This window comes from Streptomyces sp. LX-29 (assembly GCF_029541745.1).
Classification (GTDB): Bacteria; Actinomycetota; Actinomycetes; order Streptomycetales; family Streptomycetaceae; genus Streptomyces.
The window spans coordinates 1,910,918-1,926,331 of sequence record NZ_CP089746.1; the positions used below are offsets into that span (position 1 = coordinate 1,910,918).

Annotated in this window: 11 protein-coding genes; 3 read left to right on the forward strand and 8 right to left on the reverse strand. The window is 73.6% G+C overall.

What is annotated here, in order from left to right:
• The first annotated feature begins 392 nt into the window (after positions 1-392).
• Positions 393-623: a hypothetical protein gene (locus tag LRS74_RS08195; protein WP_144381994.1), complete on the forward strand. Its 231-nt coding sequence runs from the start codon at positions 393-395 to the stop codon at positions 621-623.
• A 501-nt stretch (positions 624-1,124) separates the two neighbouring features.
• On the opposite strand, the gene LRS74_RS08200 is transcribed toward LRS74_RS08195, so the two are convergent.
• The 6 genes from LRS74_RS08200 to LRS74_RS08225 form a co-directional block, all read right to left on the reverse strand.
• On the reverse strand, positions 1,125-1,958 hold the full coding sequence (locus LRS74_RS08200; protein ID WP_277740385.1) for a serine protease: 834 nt from the start codon (positions 1,956-1,958) through the stop codon (positions 1,125-1,127).
• Between the two features lie 248 nt (positions 1,959-2,206).
• Positions 2,207-3,766 (reverse strand): RNA polymerase sigma factor, encoded by a 1,560-nt coding sequence (locus tag LRS74_RS08205; RefSeq protein ID WP_277740386.1) that lies wholly within the window; start codon positions 3,764-3,766, stop codon positions 2,207-2,209.
• 458 nt (positions 3,767-4,224) lie between these two features.
• Positions 4,225-5,112 carry an FCD domain-containing protein gene (locus tag LRS74_RS08210; protein ID WP_277740387.1) on the reverse strand — a complete coding sequence of 296 codons (888 nt, stop codon included), beginning with the start codon at positions 5,110-5,112 and terminating at the stop codon, positions 4,225-4,227.
• 1,080 nt (positions 5,113-6,192) lie between these two features.
• Positions 6,193-6,954, reverse strand: coding sequence for an NUDIX domain-containing protein (locus LRS74_RS08215; RefSeq protein ID WP_144381990.1), 762 nt, complete (start codon positions 6,952-6,954; stop codon positions 6,193-6,195).
• Between the two features lie 109 nt (positions 6,955-7,063).
• The gene (locus LRS74_RS08220; RefSeq protein WP_277744652.1) at positions 7,064-9,067 is read right to left on the reverse strand and encodes a glycogen debranching N-terminal domain-containing protein; all 2,004 of its coding nucleotides are present in this window, start codon (positions 9,065-9,067) and stop codon (positions 7,064-7,066) included.
• A gap of 164 nt (positions 9,068-9,231) precedes the next feature.
• Positions 9,232-10,581: a DUF4192 domain-containing protein gene (locus tag LRS74_RS08225; protein WP_277740388.1), complete on the reverse strand. Its 1,350-nt coding sequence runs from the start codon at positions 10,579-10,581 to the stop codon at positions 9,232-9,234.
• A gap of 111 nt (positions 10,582-10,692) precedes the next feature.
• Here LRS74_RS08225 and LRS74_RS08230 point away from each other — a divergent pair, with 111 nt between their 5' ends.
• Positions 10,693-12,879, forward strand: coding sequence for a DEAD/DEAH box helicase (locus LRS74_RS08230; protein WP_277740389.1), 2,187 nt, complete (start codon positions 10,693-10,695; stop codon positions 12,877-12,879).
• Between the two features lie 214 nt (positions 12,880-13,093).
• Complete coding sequence (locus LRS74_RS08235) at positions 13,094-13,780, forward strand: hypothetical protein (protein WP_277740390.1); 687 nt, start codon at positions 13,094-13,096, stop codon at positions 13,778-13,780.
• 106 nt (positions 13,781-13,886) lie between these two features.
• On the opposite strand, the gene LRS74_RS08240 is transcribed toward LRS74_RS08235, so the two are convergent.
• Both LRS74_RS08240 and LRS74_RS08245 read right to left on the reverse strand, forming a co-directional pair.
• On the reverse strand, positions 13,887-14,504 hold the full coding sequence (locus tag LRS74_RS08240) for a hypothetical protein (protein WP_277740391.1): 618 nt from the start codon (positions 14,502-14,504) through the stop codon (positions 13,887-13,889).
• Positions 14,505-14,563: 59 nt separating this feature from the next.
• Complete coding sequence (locus LRS74_RS08245; RefSeq protein ID WP_277740392.1) at positions 14,564-15,265, reverse strand: ribonuclease HII; 702 nt, start codon at positions 15,263-15,265, stop codon at positions 14,564-14,566.
• Between the last annotated feature and the right edge of the window lie 149 nt (positions 15,266-15,414).

Sequence of the window (15,414 nt, forward strand, 5' to 3'; positions counted from 1 at the left end):
GGCTAGGTCGCCTGTGAGAGCGTACCGAGGCTTGATAGAGCCTTTGTGCCGCCACCCGTCAGAACGACCATGGTAGTCGAGAGTCGATCGTACGTTCGATCCCTCTCAGGGGTGACGCATACATCACGTTCCCTTCCGGGCATGAACCATTTAGGCTCCGGGCACGTCCTCAAGCACAACCGGCAAGCCAGCCGGGAGGGCAAAACCGACAAAGAGCAACAAGAGCGAACGTGAACCCGTAAAACACTGCAATACGGCTCATTCGCCGCCAACCGTCACCATTCAGTCGACTCTGAAGGAATTTTCGAGGAAAAGCCGCGAGCGGGAACGTTTTCGGCCTGGTTGGATGTTGACCCTGGTACGACAGCTCGTCGAGCTAGAGAAGAGGCGACGTGACTACTGTTCTGACCCCCGCGAGCCCGCTGACGGCCGCTGACCGCTGCGACCGCTGCGGCGCCCAGGCATACCTGCGCGTCGTCCTGATGAGCGGCGGCGAGCTGCTCTTCTGCGCCCATCACGGACGCAAGTTCGAGCCGGAGCTCAAGAAGATCGCCGCGGAGATACAGGACGAGACGGAGCGACTCACCACCGTCCCGGCGTCCGCGACCGACGACGAGCGCTGAGCGGCACCGACCCTTCGTTTTCACGACGAGCGAGATCGTTCCGGCCATAAGGCCGGGGCTCGGGCGGCCGTCCCCGCAAGCGGGGGCGACCGCCCGTTCTCGTTTCCTGCCCACGGCCCCCTGCGGTCGGCCACCTGCGGTCCGGACCAGGACCAGACCCAGGTCCCGCGCGGGCTCGGGCTTCCGAGCCGCGGTCCGCCCTGCGGACCAGGACGCGGACCTCCGACCTGGCCCCGCACGGAGGCCTCCACGGCCCGATGCCGCCCGAGGGCGGCGGCACCGACTCCGGCGCGGCCTCAGTCGGTCCGACCGGTCCGCGACAGCGCCGGCCCGCCCGTCGCCGTCGCCGTCCGCACGAGACCCAAGGCCCCGGGCCGGGGCCACAAGGCCCCTGGGCGGGCCCTGAGGGGGCCACCACGCCCCTGTCGGCGCCATCCGCGACCAACAAGGCCCGACGGTGCCGCGGACAGCTCCAGGGCCCCAGCAGGTCCGGTCGGACCATCAACCGTGTTCCGCCACCAGCGGGGCGACCGCGGAGATCCGCGTATAGACGCCCGGCCGACCCGCCTCGCCACAACCACTGCCCCAGGACACCAGGCCGATCAGCCGACCCCGGGCCACCAGCGGACCGCCGCTGTCCCCCTGGCAGGCGTCCCGGCCCCCGCTCGGCAGCCCGGCGCACAGCATGGAGGGCCGGTGGTAGGTGCCGTTCCGGGTGCCCGGATAGGCGCGCTCGCACACCGTGTCGTCGAGGACCTTGACGTGCGCCGACCGCAGCCCCGCGGCATAGCTGCCGTTGCCCCGCATGTCGCCCCAGCCGTAGACCGCCGCCGCGGTGCCCGGCTGGTACTCCGTGCCCCCCACCTCCGCTATCGGGAGCACCTTGGAGATCGGCAGGGGACGGGCGACGGTCAGCACCGCGACGTCCCAGGCGTTGGTGAAGGTGTCGTAGGCCGGGTTGATCCACACCCGCTGCAGCGGCACCTCCTCGCCGTCGTCGGCCCCCAGATCGCCACGGCCGGCGATCAGGCGCAGGTCGGGGATGTCGCGCCAGTCCACGCCCAGCACATCGGCCCGCAGACAGTGCGCCGCGGTGAGCACCGTCCTGCGACTGATGGCCACGCCGCCGCAGAACTGGCCGGAGCGGGCCGGGCCGAAGTGACTGCGGCTGGCCAGCGCGACCGTCCACGGGGCGTCCGCGAGGCGCACCGGGTGCCCGCCCACGACGACACGGTCGGCGGCCGCCGGAGCGGACATGGCGAACAGTAGGGCGAGGGCGCCGAGCAGGGACGCCAGCGGGGCCGCCGCGAGGAGCGGGCGGCGCGAGTTGCGCATACAACCTCCTGACGTTACGGAACGGTCTGCATACTTAGCGTTACCCAGCGAAGCGCATCACGCATCTCGAACAGCACGTCTGCCGACGACCGGGTGGCGGACAGCGCCCGGCGTCATGAGGTCGCCGCGATGAGGTCGGACCAACCGGTGATCGGACAACGCGAAGGCCGGGCTCCCAGGGGAGCCCGGCCTTCGCAGGGGTCACCGCGCGACGTGCCGGTCAGACACCGGTCGTCGCGTTGGTCGCGTCAGTCGAGGTAGTCGCGCAGAACCTGCGAACGCGACGGGTGGCGCAGCTTGGACATCGTCTTCGACTCGATCTGGCGGATGCGCTCACGCGTCACGCCGTAGACCTTGCCGATCTCGTCCAGCGTCTTGGGCTGGCCGTCGGTGAGGCCGAAGCGCATGGAGACCACGCCCGCCTCGCGCTCGCTGAGCGTGTCCAGAACGGAGTGCAGCTGCTCCTGGAGCAGCGTGAAGCTGACGGCGTCGGCCGGGACGACCGCTTCGGAGTCCTCGATGAGGTCACCGAACTCGCTGTCGCCGTCCTCGCCGAGCGGGGTGTGCAGAGAGATCGGCTCGCGACCGTACTTCTGGACCTCGATGACCTTCTCCGGGGTCATGTCGAGCTCCTTGGCCAGCTCCTCCGGGGTGGGCTCGCGGCCCAGGTCCTGAAGCATCTGGCGCTGGACGCGCGCGAGCTTGTTGATGACCTCGACCATGTGCACCGGGATACGGATGGTGCGGGCCTGGTCGGCCATGGCGCGGGTGATCGCCTGCCGGATCCACCAGGTGGCGTACGTGGAGAACTTGTAGCCCTTGGTGTAGTCGAACTTCTCGACCGCGCGGATCAGACCCAGGTTGCCCTCCTGGATCAGGTCCAGGAAGAGCATGCCGCGGCCGGTGTAACGCTTGGCCAGCGAGACCACCAGACGGAGGTTGGCCTCCAGAAGGTGGTTCTTGGCGCGGCGGCCATCCTCGGCGATGATCTCCAGCTCGCGCTTCAGCTTCGGCGCCAGCTTGTCGGCGTTGGCGAGCTTGTCCTCGGCGAACAGGCCGGCCTCGATGCGCTTGGCGAGCTCGACCTCCTGCTCGGCGTTGAGCAGCGGGACCTTACCGATCTGCTTGAGGTAGTCCTTGACGGGGTCGGCGGTGGCACCGGCCGCGGCGACCTGCTGCGCGGGGGCGTCGTCCTCGTCCTCGTCGGAGAGCACGAAGCCCTGGGCCTCGCCCTCGCCCTCACCCTCGCCCGGCTTGCCGGGACCGGTGACCTCCTCGAGCGGCTCCTCGCCCTCGAGCAGGTCGTCCGCGTCCTTCTTGGCGGCGGTCTTCTTGGCCGTCGTCTTCTTGGCGGCGGTCTTCTTCGCCACGGCCTTCTTCGCCGTGGTCTTCTTCGCGGCGGCCTTCTTGGCGGGCGCCATGGCCTCGTCGGCCGTGTCCACGCCGCCCTCGGCCGCGGCCGAGGTGGTGGTGACGGCTGCGGTCTTCTTAGCGGTGACCGTCTTGGTGACGGTCTTGGTGGCGGTGCGCTTCGCCGGACTCTTCGCTGCGACGCTCTTGCGGGTGCGCTTGGGCGCCTCTGCGGCACTGACCATCAGCGTCACACCCTCCTCGTCGAGGATCTGGTTGAGGCTGCGCAGAACGTTCTTCCACTGGGTTGGCGGAATCTGGTCAGCCTCGAAGGCCCGGCGCACATCGTCGCCGGCGATCTGCCCCTCAGCCTTTCCCCGCTCGATGAGCGCCATGACAGACTCGGACTCGGCGATCTCCGGCGGGAGCGTACGGGATGTGCTGGCCGACACGAACAACCTCTCGGAATGGTGGGAACGGCATCCGGCCCCGTCCGCGGAGGACCGGAGCCGACGACCGCCGGCAGGGATGAACCGGCGGCGGCGGGCGGAAGTGCAGAGAGATACAGCGTCGTGAGCGACCTCAGTATTCCCTCAGCGGCTACCACCTCTTTAGTCATCGCGCTGCCTCAAGGAGCGTTACGCCCAATCCTCGTGGCCCGAGTCACACCACAATCGCCGCGAATCCCGTCCGAAACGGACGAATCACACCACGTCGCCGAATCCACCGAGATCCCGGAGCGGGCCTCGGAGGGGATCCGCAGCCGGATCCCCGGCCGGACCCGCCGAGCGGCTCCCGACTCGGGCGCCGACCCGGCTCCCGGGTCGGCTCCCCGGGGGGATCCCGGTGCGGACACCGCGATGGATCCGACGACGCCGTCTCGTGCGCGTCCGTACGCATGCGCGTGAGGGCCGGCTCAGTGCTCGCGCGGCGCCGGCACCACGCGCTCGACCTCGGGATGCACCGTGAGCAGCTGCCGCATGGCGCTCTCCGCGGCCGCGGCGTCACCCGCGGCGACGGCGTCGACGATCCGGCGGTGGTGCCCGAGGCCGGCCTCGGTGAGGCGGTCGCAGCCGGTGACCGGCCCCCCGGAGACGTGCAGCGCGGCGGCGACGATGCCCGCCAGGTGCTCCAGCATCCGGTTCCCGGCGACCTGGAGCAGCAGCGCGTGGAACTCGGCGTCCGCGCGGGAGAAGGTCAGCGAGTCGCCCTGGGCCAGCGAGTGGCCCATGATCTCGACCATGTCGGCGAGCCGCTGCTGCACGTCCTCGCGGTTGTGCCCGGCGGCGAGGCGGGCGGCCAGCGGCTCGATCGTCCAGCGCAGCTCACACAGCTCGCGACGCTGGTCATCGCGCTGCGGGCCGAACGCCCGCCACTCGATGATGTCCGGGTCCAGCAGATTCCAGTCGCTGACCGGCCGGACCCGGGTGCCGACGTTGGGACGGGCGCTGACGAGGCCCTTGGCCTCCAGGACCCGGAGCGACTCACGGACGACGGTCCGGGAGACCTCGAAGCGCTGGCCGATCTCCTCGGGGACGAGCGGGCGGTCGGCGCCCAGGTCTCCCGAGACGATCATCTGCCCCAGCTGCTGGACGAGTTGGCCATGCAACCCACGGCCTCGATTGCCGGCGGCGCGGCGCCCCACGCGGCCGATCTCCGCGTCGGCGCCCTCCCAGGAGGGGGCGCCGCCGCGGTCGGCACCGGGGCCGTCGGCGTAGGAGTAGCGGTCAAGCTCGCCCGAGCCGGCAAGTCCGGAATCGGCGGGGCGAGCCGCGGTCATCGTGGTGTGCGCAAGGGTACTCACGCATCCTTTGTCGGCGACGCTTCCGGACCCCTTGAGGTCTTTGGTGAAAAGCACACGAAAGGGTGATCGCCCATTACCTCACAATTGACGCCCAATCGGGCAGAAATGGCCACCCTCCAGGGGCCTTGAGCCTGGTCGCGCGGCCGGCGCCCGCCCCGACCCCGCTCAGACCCGTGACCGAGGGCGTACGGCGCGTGGGCAACAACGGGCGCGAGGGGCGTGCGCCGGGCCACCCCCGCGGGATCCGGCAACCGGAACGAGGCAATCGGCGTTGACGCCCGAACCAGGCGGACCGAACAGCCCCGCCGAGAGGCGGAGGCGGCGCACCGGCACCTGGAACCGACTGGAACGGCCCGGAACGACCCCGAACCGCGGACGGCGGGACTGAGCCCGCGGGGCGGTGAGGGCTCCAGGGTCGTCAAAGCCCCGCGGCCGCCGGGTTGGGCTCAAGGGGCAGGGATCCGAGGGGCGAGGTCCAAGGAGCAGGAGCCCGAGGCCGAGGCGGGATCGGGCCTGCGGCTGAGGAGCATCGACTGCGAGGCGGGTGTCGGCGAGGCGACCGCGTCCGATACCCCACTGCGGGGGCGGGCGGCCGGCGGCGGGAGCGGCAGGGCGACGGGCCGGTGCGTGAACGGTGTGCCGGCGCGGCTTCGCCGTCACCTCGCTGCCGGCTCGGCGCCGCGCGAACGCCGGCACGACGGACCAGCATGGCGGTGCGCTGGGGGGACGGGGACCCCGCGTACCAGCACGCGCCGCGGCGGCCACAGCCGCGGTGCGTGCGGACGACAGACCAGGACCACCCGGTACGAGGCGGGGAGCCGTCCGGCGACGACAGGGCGGCGCGGAGGCCACGCCGGTGCGGCCCGGAAGGACGACAGCGCGAGGCGGAGACACGACGGCGCGGCTCGAAGGGACGACAGCGCGGCACGGAGACACGGCATGCGGCGGGAGACACGACAGTGCGGCGCGGAGGTATGGGCAGGGCTCCGGGGGGGCAGAGGTCGCCCACCGCCCCGCCCTGCCCCGTACGTCGGAGTCAGCGCACACGTCGAGGGCGCAGCGGGCGGGAGGGCCGCCCTGTCACACCTCGGGACGCAGCATCGGCGGGTTCAGCAGCGTGGCACCACCGGCCCGAAACAGTTGTGCCGGGCGGCCGCCCTGACGCGTCGTCGTCCCGCCGGTGGGCACCAGGAATCCCGGCGTGCCCGTGACCTTGCGATGGAAGTTGCGCGGATCGAGCGCGACGCCCCACACCGCCTCGTAGACCCGGCGGAGCTCGCCGACGGTGAACTCCTGCGGGCAGAAGGCGGTGGCCAGCGAGGAGTACTCGATCTTGGAACGGGCGCGCTCCACGCCGTCGGCGAGGATGCGGGCGTGGTCGAAGGCGAGCGGGGCGGAGATCTCCGGATCCCGGCCGAACGCGCCGCTGGGGTCGAGCAGGGACTCCACCGGGGCCCAGCGCACGCTGTGGGCGTCGCCCCCGGCACGCGGGGCCGGCAGGTCGGGCGCGAGCACCAGGTGGGCGACGCTCACCACCCGCATGCGAGGGTCGCGCTTGGGGTCGCCGTAGGTGGCCAGCTGTTCGAGATGGGCCGCGTTCGGAGGGACCGGCAGGTCCGGGTCGTGGGCGAGCAGCCCGGTCTCCTCGGACAGCTCTCGCGCGGCGGCCGCCGAGAGGTCCTCGTCGGGCCGCACGAATCCACCCGGCAGCGCCCATCGCCCCTGGAAGGGCGGCTCGCCGCGGCGGACGGCGAGCGCGCACAGCGCGTGCCGCCGCACGGTGAGCACGACCAGGTCCACGGTGACGGCGAAGGGCGGGAAGGCCGAGGGGTCGTAGGGCATAACGCGATCATAGTCGTCTTCCTGACGATAATCAGGCGCTTGACCGTCACGGCCGATGTCCGGGAGGTCGCGCCTCCCCGGCATTCCCGTCAGCGTGTTCACGGCTGTCTCACCCTCCCAACTGCAGTCCATCAGCGGCCTCCTCGACCATGCCCAAGCCGAGACGGCTGACCCTCAGGGCGAAGGGTTGCTCGGCCACGCGCAGGCCGGTGAACTGAACGGCGCCCAGTGGAGCGGTGTGCATGGGCCGCACGGCCACGGACCCTCCGGGCACATCCGGGCGGACCCCGGCCGCCGTGATGAGCAGCTGCGCCGCCCCGGCGGCCGCGACCGCGGCCGGGCGGCAGGCGGCGGGGTGCGGCAGCGGGACGCTGCCGGTGACGCGCTGCTCCCCCGCGTACATCTCCGGCAGCCGGTGACCGAAGTGCTGCGCGGCGTCGAGGGCGCCGCGCAGCAGGGTGCCCGCCTCCTTCTCATAGCCCGCCGCGGCCAGCCCCGCGACGGCCACCGCCGTCTCGTGGACCCGGACCGCGCCGCCGCGGTGGCCGAACGGGTTGTGTCCGGGCTCCTTGGCGCCGAGGCTGCGCAGCCCCCACCCGGAGTCGAGGGCGGGGCTTCCCAGCAACCGGGCCAGTTGCTCGGTGCGCGCTGGATCGAGCAACCCCGTGGCGAGGCGGCCGCCGCCGAGCAGGCCGGTGTCAAGGAGGTGGGCCGCGGCCCCGCCCAGGTGCGCCACCGGCCGGCCGCCGGCGAGCAGCGCGGCGGCGGGGCGCCCGCCGGCGGGGTCGTCGATCCAGAAGTCCTCCCGGAAGCGTCCGCGCAACCCGGCCGCCCACTCGCGGGCCTGGGCCCCTCCCGGGCGGCCGTAGGCGTCGAGGAGGTCGGCGCCGAGCAGGGCCGCGCGGTGCGCGTGCGCCTGGGTCTCGCAGCGGTACGGCCCGCCCGGCGCCGGGTCGGGGACGAAGCCCTCTCCGGCTGCCGTGCGCAACCAGCGCAGAGAGCCCTCCGCGGCGTCCAGGAGTGGCTCGACCTCGCGATCGGGCAGCCCCCAGCGGCGGGCTTCGGCCAGCACGACCGGGAACAGCAGGGTCGCCTCGACCCCCGTGCAGCCGGGCGGCAGATGCGGACCGCTGTGGCGCAGCGACCCGGGGATGCGCCCCGCGTCGAGCCCAGAGCCCGTCCGCTGGGTGCGGGCCAGGGTGCGCAGCGTGCCGGCGGCGAGGCGGGTCCCCAGGGGAAGGGTGAGCCGGGCGGCCCACAGCGCCTCGGCGGGGGCCAGTCCGCAACGCCAGGGGACGCCCGCGGCCAGGTAGCTGTCGGCGGGGTGTCCGAGGTCGCGCACGAGGAGGCCGCACAGGTCGTCGAGGGCGGTGCGCAGCAGAGCCTCGACCCGAGCGTCGTCGCCTTGGGCCCGCGCGGCCCGCCAGAGGTGCTCGGGGCTCTGGCCGGGCGGCGCGGCGGCGGGCGCGGCCGCCGCCGTGGCCATGGCCGTCGGGCGGGTGGCGGGCGGGGTCTCCAGTCGAACGCGCAGCTCGATGCTGTGGGCTGCACCGGGGTCGAGCTCCACGTCCCAGCGGAGCAGACCGGCGTGTGCCAGTGTGTCGGTGGGCGCGGGGTCGGCGGCCACCACCGCGTGTATTCCCCCTGTGGTGGCCCAGCGCATGCCGGAGTCGTGGACGCTGCCGGGGAGTTCGGGCCCGGCCAGCCCGGTTCCGACCGCGGCGAGTTCGGCCAGGTCGGTGCCCACGGCCAGCTCCACGGGGAGTCTGACCGCGCGTGGAGAGGCGCTCCGCAAGGTGATCCGCTCGGTCCCGTCGGCGTGCCGCAGCCGCTCCACGCTCACCCCCGGGTCCGGCCCGGGATCGGCCGAGGTGCGCACCGTCGAGACGAAGCGGGCCCGGTCGGCGCCGACCAGCTGTCCCTGCACGGGGAGTGGGTCCTGCCCCGCGACCCGCAGCCGACAGCGGGCCAGCACCCGGCGGCCGGACCTGTAGAACCCGTCCAGCCCCTGGCCGGTGAGTTGGCCGTGCTCGTCGGAGATCGCGAAGGCGGGCATCGAGACGCAGATCAGCGCCCGGTGCACCGGCTGTGGGATAGGGGCGGCCCGTCCCATGGCCACCCGCGGCGGCGGGGCCGGGCGGCCGACCGTCGGGTCGGTGGGGACCATGCCCTGCATCCTCTGCCCTCCTGGAGAGATCACGGATTTCGACGGCCGTGGCCAATGGGTGAACGGCGCGATCCGCGCACAGGTCACGCTGGGCGGCCCGATCACGGCCGTTAGCGGCGCCCGCGGCTGCCGCGGGCTCCCGTCCGGCGGGGTGGGCGGGCCTTTCCGGTGGGGCGCCCGGCGGCTCGGGCCGCGCCCGCCCCGGGGCCGCTGGGCGCCGGTCGGCCCCGGCGCGCCTTGCGGCGGCTGCCGCCCGGAGGCCCGGCCGGCGCGCTCAGCAGGGGCGTCGGCGTGCCGCGCTCCGCCTCCTCGTGCAACGCGGCGTGCAGCGCGTGATCGGCGCGCTCCTGCCGCAGGCACCGACGCAGCAGCTCCGGGTCGAGCCCCTCGTTGCACGCCTGGTGCAGCAGCCTGGCGAAGAGGTAGTCCGGGTCGGCGCGCAGGGCGCGGCTGAGCGCCACCCGCGCCGCCGGTTCGTCGCCGGTGGACCAGGCGACCCAGCCGGCGAGGGTGAGCGGAACCGCCGCGTGCTCCGCGTACGAACCCACGCAGCGGCGGGCCAGGGCCCGCCACAGCCGCAGCGCGGCCTCGGCGTCGGCGCCCTCCATCCACTGCGCCGCGCGGTCGCGCGTGATGCGGTCCTGAAGGCCGATGATGACGTTCGCGGCCTTCCCCGGGTCGAGCAGGCGGTCGTCGCGGGCGTCGGCGGCGAGGGGGTCGGCGATGGGCGGCGCGGCGCGGAACCGCTCCACCAGTTCCCCCGCGAGGCGCAGCGTCTCCTCGCGCACGGTCGCGCAGTCGACGCCGCCCAGGATCCTCGGCACCAGCTCGGCGCCCGCCGTGTCCAGGGCGTCCTCCTGCTCCTCGGCCAGCGGCGCGGCGAGCGGGGCGAGCCGTGCCTCCATCTCCCGCAGCGATCCGCGCACCTGGATGCCCGCGTAGGCGGCCGCCGCGGCCATCACCGAGGTGCCCGGGAGGCCGAGCGGCGTCCCGTCCGCGGGGCAGCAACGCGGGTCCGGGCAGCAGTACGACCAGAAGCGCCCGTCGGACAGGCACAGCGCCTCGAAGACCGGCATGTCCAGCCGTCCGCACGCGGTGCGCAGCTGTTGGGCCAGCGGCCGCAGCCGCTCCATGACGTCCCGTCCCGATTCCGCCTCCGCCGGGTCCTGGCAGAGGAAGAGGACGATGCCGTCCGGGCGGGCCCCACGCCGCGCCCCGGCCGTCACCAGGGACTCGGCGAGCTGGTGGCTCACCTCCGGCCAGTCCTCGCGGGCGTCGGGGATACCGAGCCTGAGCCGCCCGCCGAACCGGCCCTGCGGGCCGTGCAGGGCGGCGAGGACGATGCTGTCGTCGGGGTGGAAGCCCAGCAGATACGGGAGGGCGTCGGCGAGCTCCGCGGGGTTGCGGAGGGTGATCTGCTCCTGGCCGGACGGGACGGGCGATGCGTTGTGTTCGGTCATGGCAGGACGGTCCCGCGGGCCGGCATGATCGCACCACCCCTGTGGATAACGTTATCCACAGGCTGTCGAGGGCATTCGCGTGATGTCGGTGGCATCGGGTTGCATGGGGGGATGAGCAACGACGAACTCCGTGCCTCGGCAGACCGTGTCCTCGCCCGCCTCGTCGGGGACGCCACCGGCGCCGCCCGACTGCGCGAGGACCAGTGGCGGGCGGTCGAGGCGCTGGTCGCCGACCGCCGCAGGGCGCTGGTGGTGCAGCGCACGGGCTGGGGCAAGTCCGCGGTGTACTTCGTGGCGACCGCGCTGCTCCGCGAGCGCGGCAGCGGCCCCACGGTGATCGTCTCCCCGCTGCTCGCGCTGATGCGCAACCAGGTCGAGGCGGCCGAGCGGGCCGGGATCCACGCGCGCACGATCAACTCGGCCAACACCGAGGAGTGGGACACCATCCAGGCCGAGGTGGCCGCCGGTGACGTGGACGTGCTGCTGGTCAGCCCGGAGCGGCTGAACAACCCGGACTTTCGCGACCAGGTACTGCCCAAGCTCGCCGCCGCCACCGGTCTGCTGGTCGTCGACGAGGCGCACTGCATCTCCGACTGGGGGCACGACTTCCGCCCCGACTATCGCAGGCTGCGCACCATGCTCGCGGAGCTGTCGCCCGGCGTCCCGGTGCTGGCGACCACCGCGACCGCCAACGCCCGGGTCACCGCCGATGTCGCCGATCAGCTGGGCACCGGCGGACACCAGCCGGGGGCCGGACCGGAGTCCTCGCGGGCCCTGGTGCTGCGGGGGCCCCTGGAGCGCGAGAGCCTGAGCCTGTCCGTGGTCTCCCTGCCGGACGCCGCGCACCGGCTGGCCTGGCTGGCCGACCACCTCTCGGACCTGCCGGGCTCGGGGATCGTCTACACCCTCACGGTCGCGGCCGCCGAGGAGGTCACGGCGTTCCTGCGGCAGCGCGGCCACACCGTCTCCTCCTACACCGGCAAGACGGAGAACGCCGACCGGCAGCAGGCCGAGGAGGATCTGCTCGGAAACCGCGTCAAGGCGTTGATCGCCACCTCGGCCCTGGGCATGGGCTTCGACAAGCCCGACCTCGGCTTCGTGGTCCACCTGGGCTCGCCCTCCTCCCCCATCGCCTACTACCAGCAGGTCGGCCGGGCCGGCCGCGGGGTGGAGCACGCCGAGGTGCTGCTGCTTCCCGGGCGCGAGGACGAGGCGATCTGGCGGTACTTCGCCTCCCTCGCCTTCCCCGCCGAGGAGCAGGTGCGCCGCACCCTCGACGTGCTGGCCGCGGCGGACCGCCCGGTGTCCTTGCCGGCCCTGGAACCGCAGGTCGACCTGCGCCGCTCGCGGCTGGAGATCATGCTCAAGGTGCTCGACGTGGACGGCGCGGTGCGTCGGGTGCGCGGCGGCTGGACGGCGACCGGACGCCCCTGGACGTACGACGCCGAGCGCTATGCGTGGGTGGCCCGGCAGCGCGAGGCCGAGCAGCAGGCCATGCGGGAGTACGCGACGACGGGCGGCTGCCGGATGGAGTTCCTGCGGCGGCAGTTGGACGATGAGACGGCCGCACCGTGCGGGCGCTGTGACAACTGCGCGGGGGCTCGGTTCACCGCCGAGGTGTCCGCTTCGGCGCTCGACGCGGCGCGCGGTGAGCTCGGCCGGCCGGGGGTCGAGGTGGAGCCGCGTCGGATGTGGCCGACGGGGCTGCCCGCCGTCGGGGTCGACCTCAAGGGCCGCATCCCGGCGGGCGAACAGGCCGCCACCGGCCGGGCGCTGGGCCGGCTCTCCGACATCGGCTGGGGCAACCGGCTGCGCCCGCTGCTCTCCCCGCAGACCCCGGACGGCCCCGTGCCCGACGATGTCGCGGACGCGGTGGTCACGGTGCTCGCGGACTGGGCCAGGGGGCCCGGCGGCTGGGCCTCGGGAGCCCCTGACGCCCCCGCGCGTCCGGTCGGCGTCGTCACCATCGCCTCACGCACCCGCCCGCGGCTGATCCAGTCCCTCGGCGAGCGGATCGCCTCGGTGGGCCGGATGCCCCTGCTCGGAACCGTCGGGTACGCGGACGCCGGGGCGGACACGCGTATTCCACGCAGCAACAGCGCCCAGCGGCTGCGGGCGTTGCACGGGGCGCTCACCGTCGATCCGGGCCTGGCGGCCGCGCTCGCCCAGGCGGGCGGACCGGTGCTGCTCGTAGACGATCTGACGGACACCGGCTGGACCATGGCGGTGGCCGCTCGCCTGTTGCGGCAGGCGGGGGCGGGAGGGGTGTTTCCGCTGGTCCTGGCGGTGCAGGGGTGAGCCGACGGCCCCATCGACGGGAGCGCGCAGGAATATAGCCGCCACACCACCACATAACGGCCATCAGCGGCCACAGGCGCGTTGCCGCATGCCTGTGCGACCGAAAGAATGGAGTCAGCTTCCCATCCCCATTCGCCCGCGGTCCGCTGGGTGTCGTGGCGTGCTGTCCTCGTACGCCCCGCGACCGACCGTGCGCGCAGACGAAGGGAGGACCGTGGCCCTCAGCTTCGCTCCGCCGCCATCCGCCGATCGCGCCACACCGCTGGGCCGGCTGCTCGAACCAGCCGAGTGGGCCGCCGCGAGCATCCCCTTGCTGCGCGACCCACGCGCCGTGATCACCGGCCTGCACGCGCGCCACCTGCCGACCCCCTCGACGGCGGTCGTCGCGGTCCTCGATCCCGAGGAACGCCTGGTGGCAAGCGCGTCCTTCAGCCGCGGGAACACCGCGGCCGACGGCTGGGAGTTCCGCAACGCGCTGCTGGACCGGCTGCGCAGCGTGATCCCCCACGACCTGCGCCGGCGTAGACCCGTCCGCACCGCGGTGCTCCTCTACTGCCGTGACGGCGAAGGCCGCTGGACAGAGGAGGACGGAGCCTGGATGTGGGGCCTGCGAGACGCCTGCACCCTGCACGGGCTGCGCTGCGGGGCGTACATCACGCTCACCCCCGGCGGCTGGCAGGTGCTGGGCGAGGCGCGCGGCGGCAGGCGGCCGCACGCCGCCTCCACTCCGGAGTGGACCGTGGACGCGGACGCCCCGGCCTCCTCCGCCGTCATTCCGCGCCAGGGCCGCCCCGAGAGGATGGCGAAGGGCCCCCTGGACACGGGCAGCGTCGCGACGGCCGGGCTGACCCGGTCCGGCGGCGGCGCGCCGGAGGCACACCGGCACACAGCCGCCCGGTGACGAGCGGCCCCGTCGGCAGGGGCCGCCGGACACCGGGCGCGCCGGCTACCGGGGGCGCGGTCCGGACCCGGACCGTCACACGGGTGGTGAGACCCTGCCGCCGGGGTCAGACGCCCGCGGTCATGAGGCTGTTGATCCGCTGCGGGTCCCCGCAGACGATCAGCAGCACCTTGGCACGGGCCATCGCCCCGGGCAGGGCGCGGGCGACGGAGGCGTCGGCACCACCGTTGACGGCGACGACCACCACCGGGCGGGACTGGGCGCGCGAGGCCTCGATGTCGGCGTAGAAGACGTCGTCACCGGCGTCGTGCTGCGCCCAGTACGAGTCCTCGCCGAACGACAGCTCGTGCGCGGCCCAGGGGTGCTGGTCACCGGTGGTGAGCACCAGGATGTCGCTCGGTGCGCGGCCGGAGTCCAGCAACAGGTCGACGGCCTCGTCCGCGGCGTCCAGCGCGCCCTGCACCGAGGCGGGGATCAGCTGGATCTGCGGAGTGGACGGGGCCTTGGCGGGCGGTGCGGGCTTCGCGGCGTCGCCCGCGGCGCGCTGCGACGGGGGCGCGGCCGGACCGCGGTTCGGGCCCGGGGTGCCGGGGCGCCGCGGAACGGGCCGGGGTCCGGGACCGGGGACGGGACGGGGGGTCGGCACGGTGCGGCCAGCGGCCGGCGTCGCGCGGGGACCCGGGACACTCTCGTGAATCTGAGGCTCCTCGGGGAAGAGAGGCATGATCTGATATTTATCAAACGCCGGTGCGAGTCGCATCGGCGGGTGGCGGAATTCTCCGCTCAGAAGTCGAAACCCAATTGGCCAACGGCTTCCATCGCAGCGGTTTCAGGGGCGCTGCGGCCCCGCTTGAGGTGCCGCCAACGCGGCAGGGCGTCCAGGTAGGCCCAGGACAGGCGGTGATGCGGAGTGGGCCCGAGCTCCTCCAAGGCTGCGCGGTGTACCGGCGAAGGGTAACCGGCGTTGTCAGCGAAGCAGAAGTCGGAATGCTCGACTCCGAGTTCGACCATCATCGCGTCTCGGTAGACCTTGGCGATCACCGAGGCCGCGGCCACCACGACACAGCTGCGGTCGCCCTTGATGACGGTGCGCACCCGCCAGGGCGCCCCGAGGTAGTCGTGCTTGCCGTCGAGGATCACCGCGTCGGGGCGCACCGGCAGCCCGCCGAGGGCGCGCGTCGCGGCGAGCCGCAGCGCGGCCGTCATGCCCAGCTCGTCGATCTCCTGGGGCGAGGCGTGCCCGAGCGCGTGCGCGGTCACCCAGCTCTCCAGTTCGCGGGCGAGTTCCGTGCGCCGCTTGGGTGTGAGCAGCTTGGAGTCCGTGAGCCCGGCGGGCGGCCGACGCAGGCCGGTGACGGCCGCGCAGACGGTGACCGGGCCTGCCCACGCCCCTCGCCCGACCTCGTCGATGCCGACGACGATCCGGGCTCCGGTGGTGGCGCGCAGGGAGCGCTCGACGGTGTGAGTGGGCGGTTCGTAGGCCATGACGTGAACCACACTACGCCGCCGTGATGACGCCCTCGGCGCAGGGGCCGCCCACCGCGCCGCCGCCGTCCTTCGGAACGGCGGGGCACCCCCGTCGCGGCCGGAACGCGCCCGGGTGGACCGCGCCTCGCCGACGACCGACTCCGGCG

Bases quoted from the DNA above. Each gene is read 5' to 3' on its own strand.
- LRS74_RS08200 (WP_277740385.1), bottom strand. From the start codon at position 1,958: ATGCGCAACTCGCGCCGCCCGCTCCTCGCGGCGGCCCCGCTGGCGTCC.
- LRS74_RS08215 (WP_144381990.1), bottom strand. From the start codon at position 6,954: ATGCCCTACGACCCCTCGGCCTTCCCGCCCTTCGCCGTCACCGTGGAC.
- LRS74_RS08220 (WP_277744652.1), bottom strand. From the start codon at position 9,067: ATGGGACGGGCCGCCCCTATCCCACAGCCGGTGCACCGGGCGCTGATC.
- LRS74_RS08225 (WP_277740388.1), bottom strand. From the start codon at position 10,581: ATGACCGAACACAACGCATCGCCCGTCCCGTCCGGCCAGGAGCAGATC.
- LRS74_RS08230 (WP_277740389.1), top strand. From the start codon at position 10,693: ATGAGCAACGACGAACTCCGTGCCTCGGCAGACCGTGTCCTCGCCCGC.
- LRS74_RS08240 (WP_277740391.1), bottom strand. From the start codon at position 14,504: ATGCCTCTCTTCCCCGAGGAGCCTCAGATTCACGAGAGTGTCCCGGGT.
- LRS74_RS08245 (WP_277740392.1), bottom strand. From the start codon at position 15,265: ATGGCCTACGAACCGCCCACTCACACCGTCGAGCGCTCCCTGCGCGCC.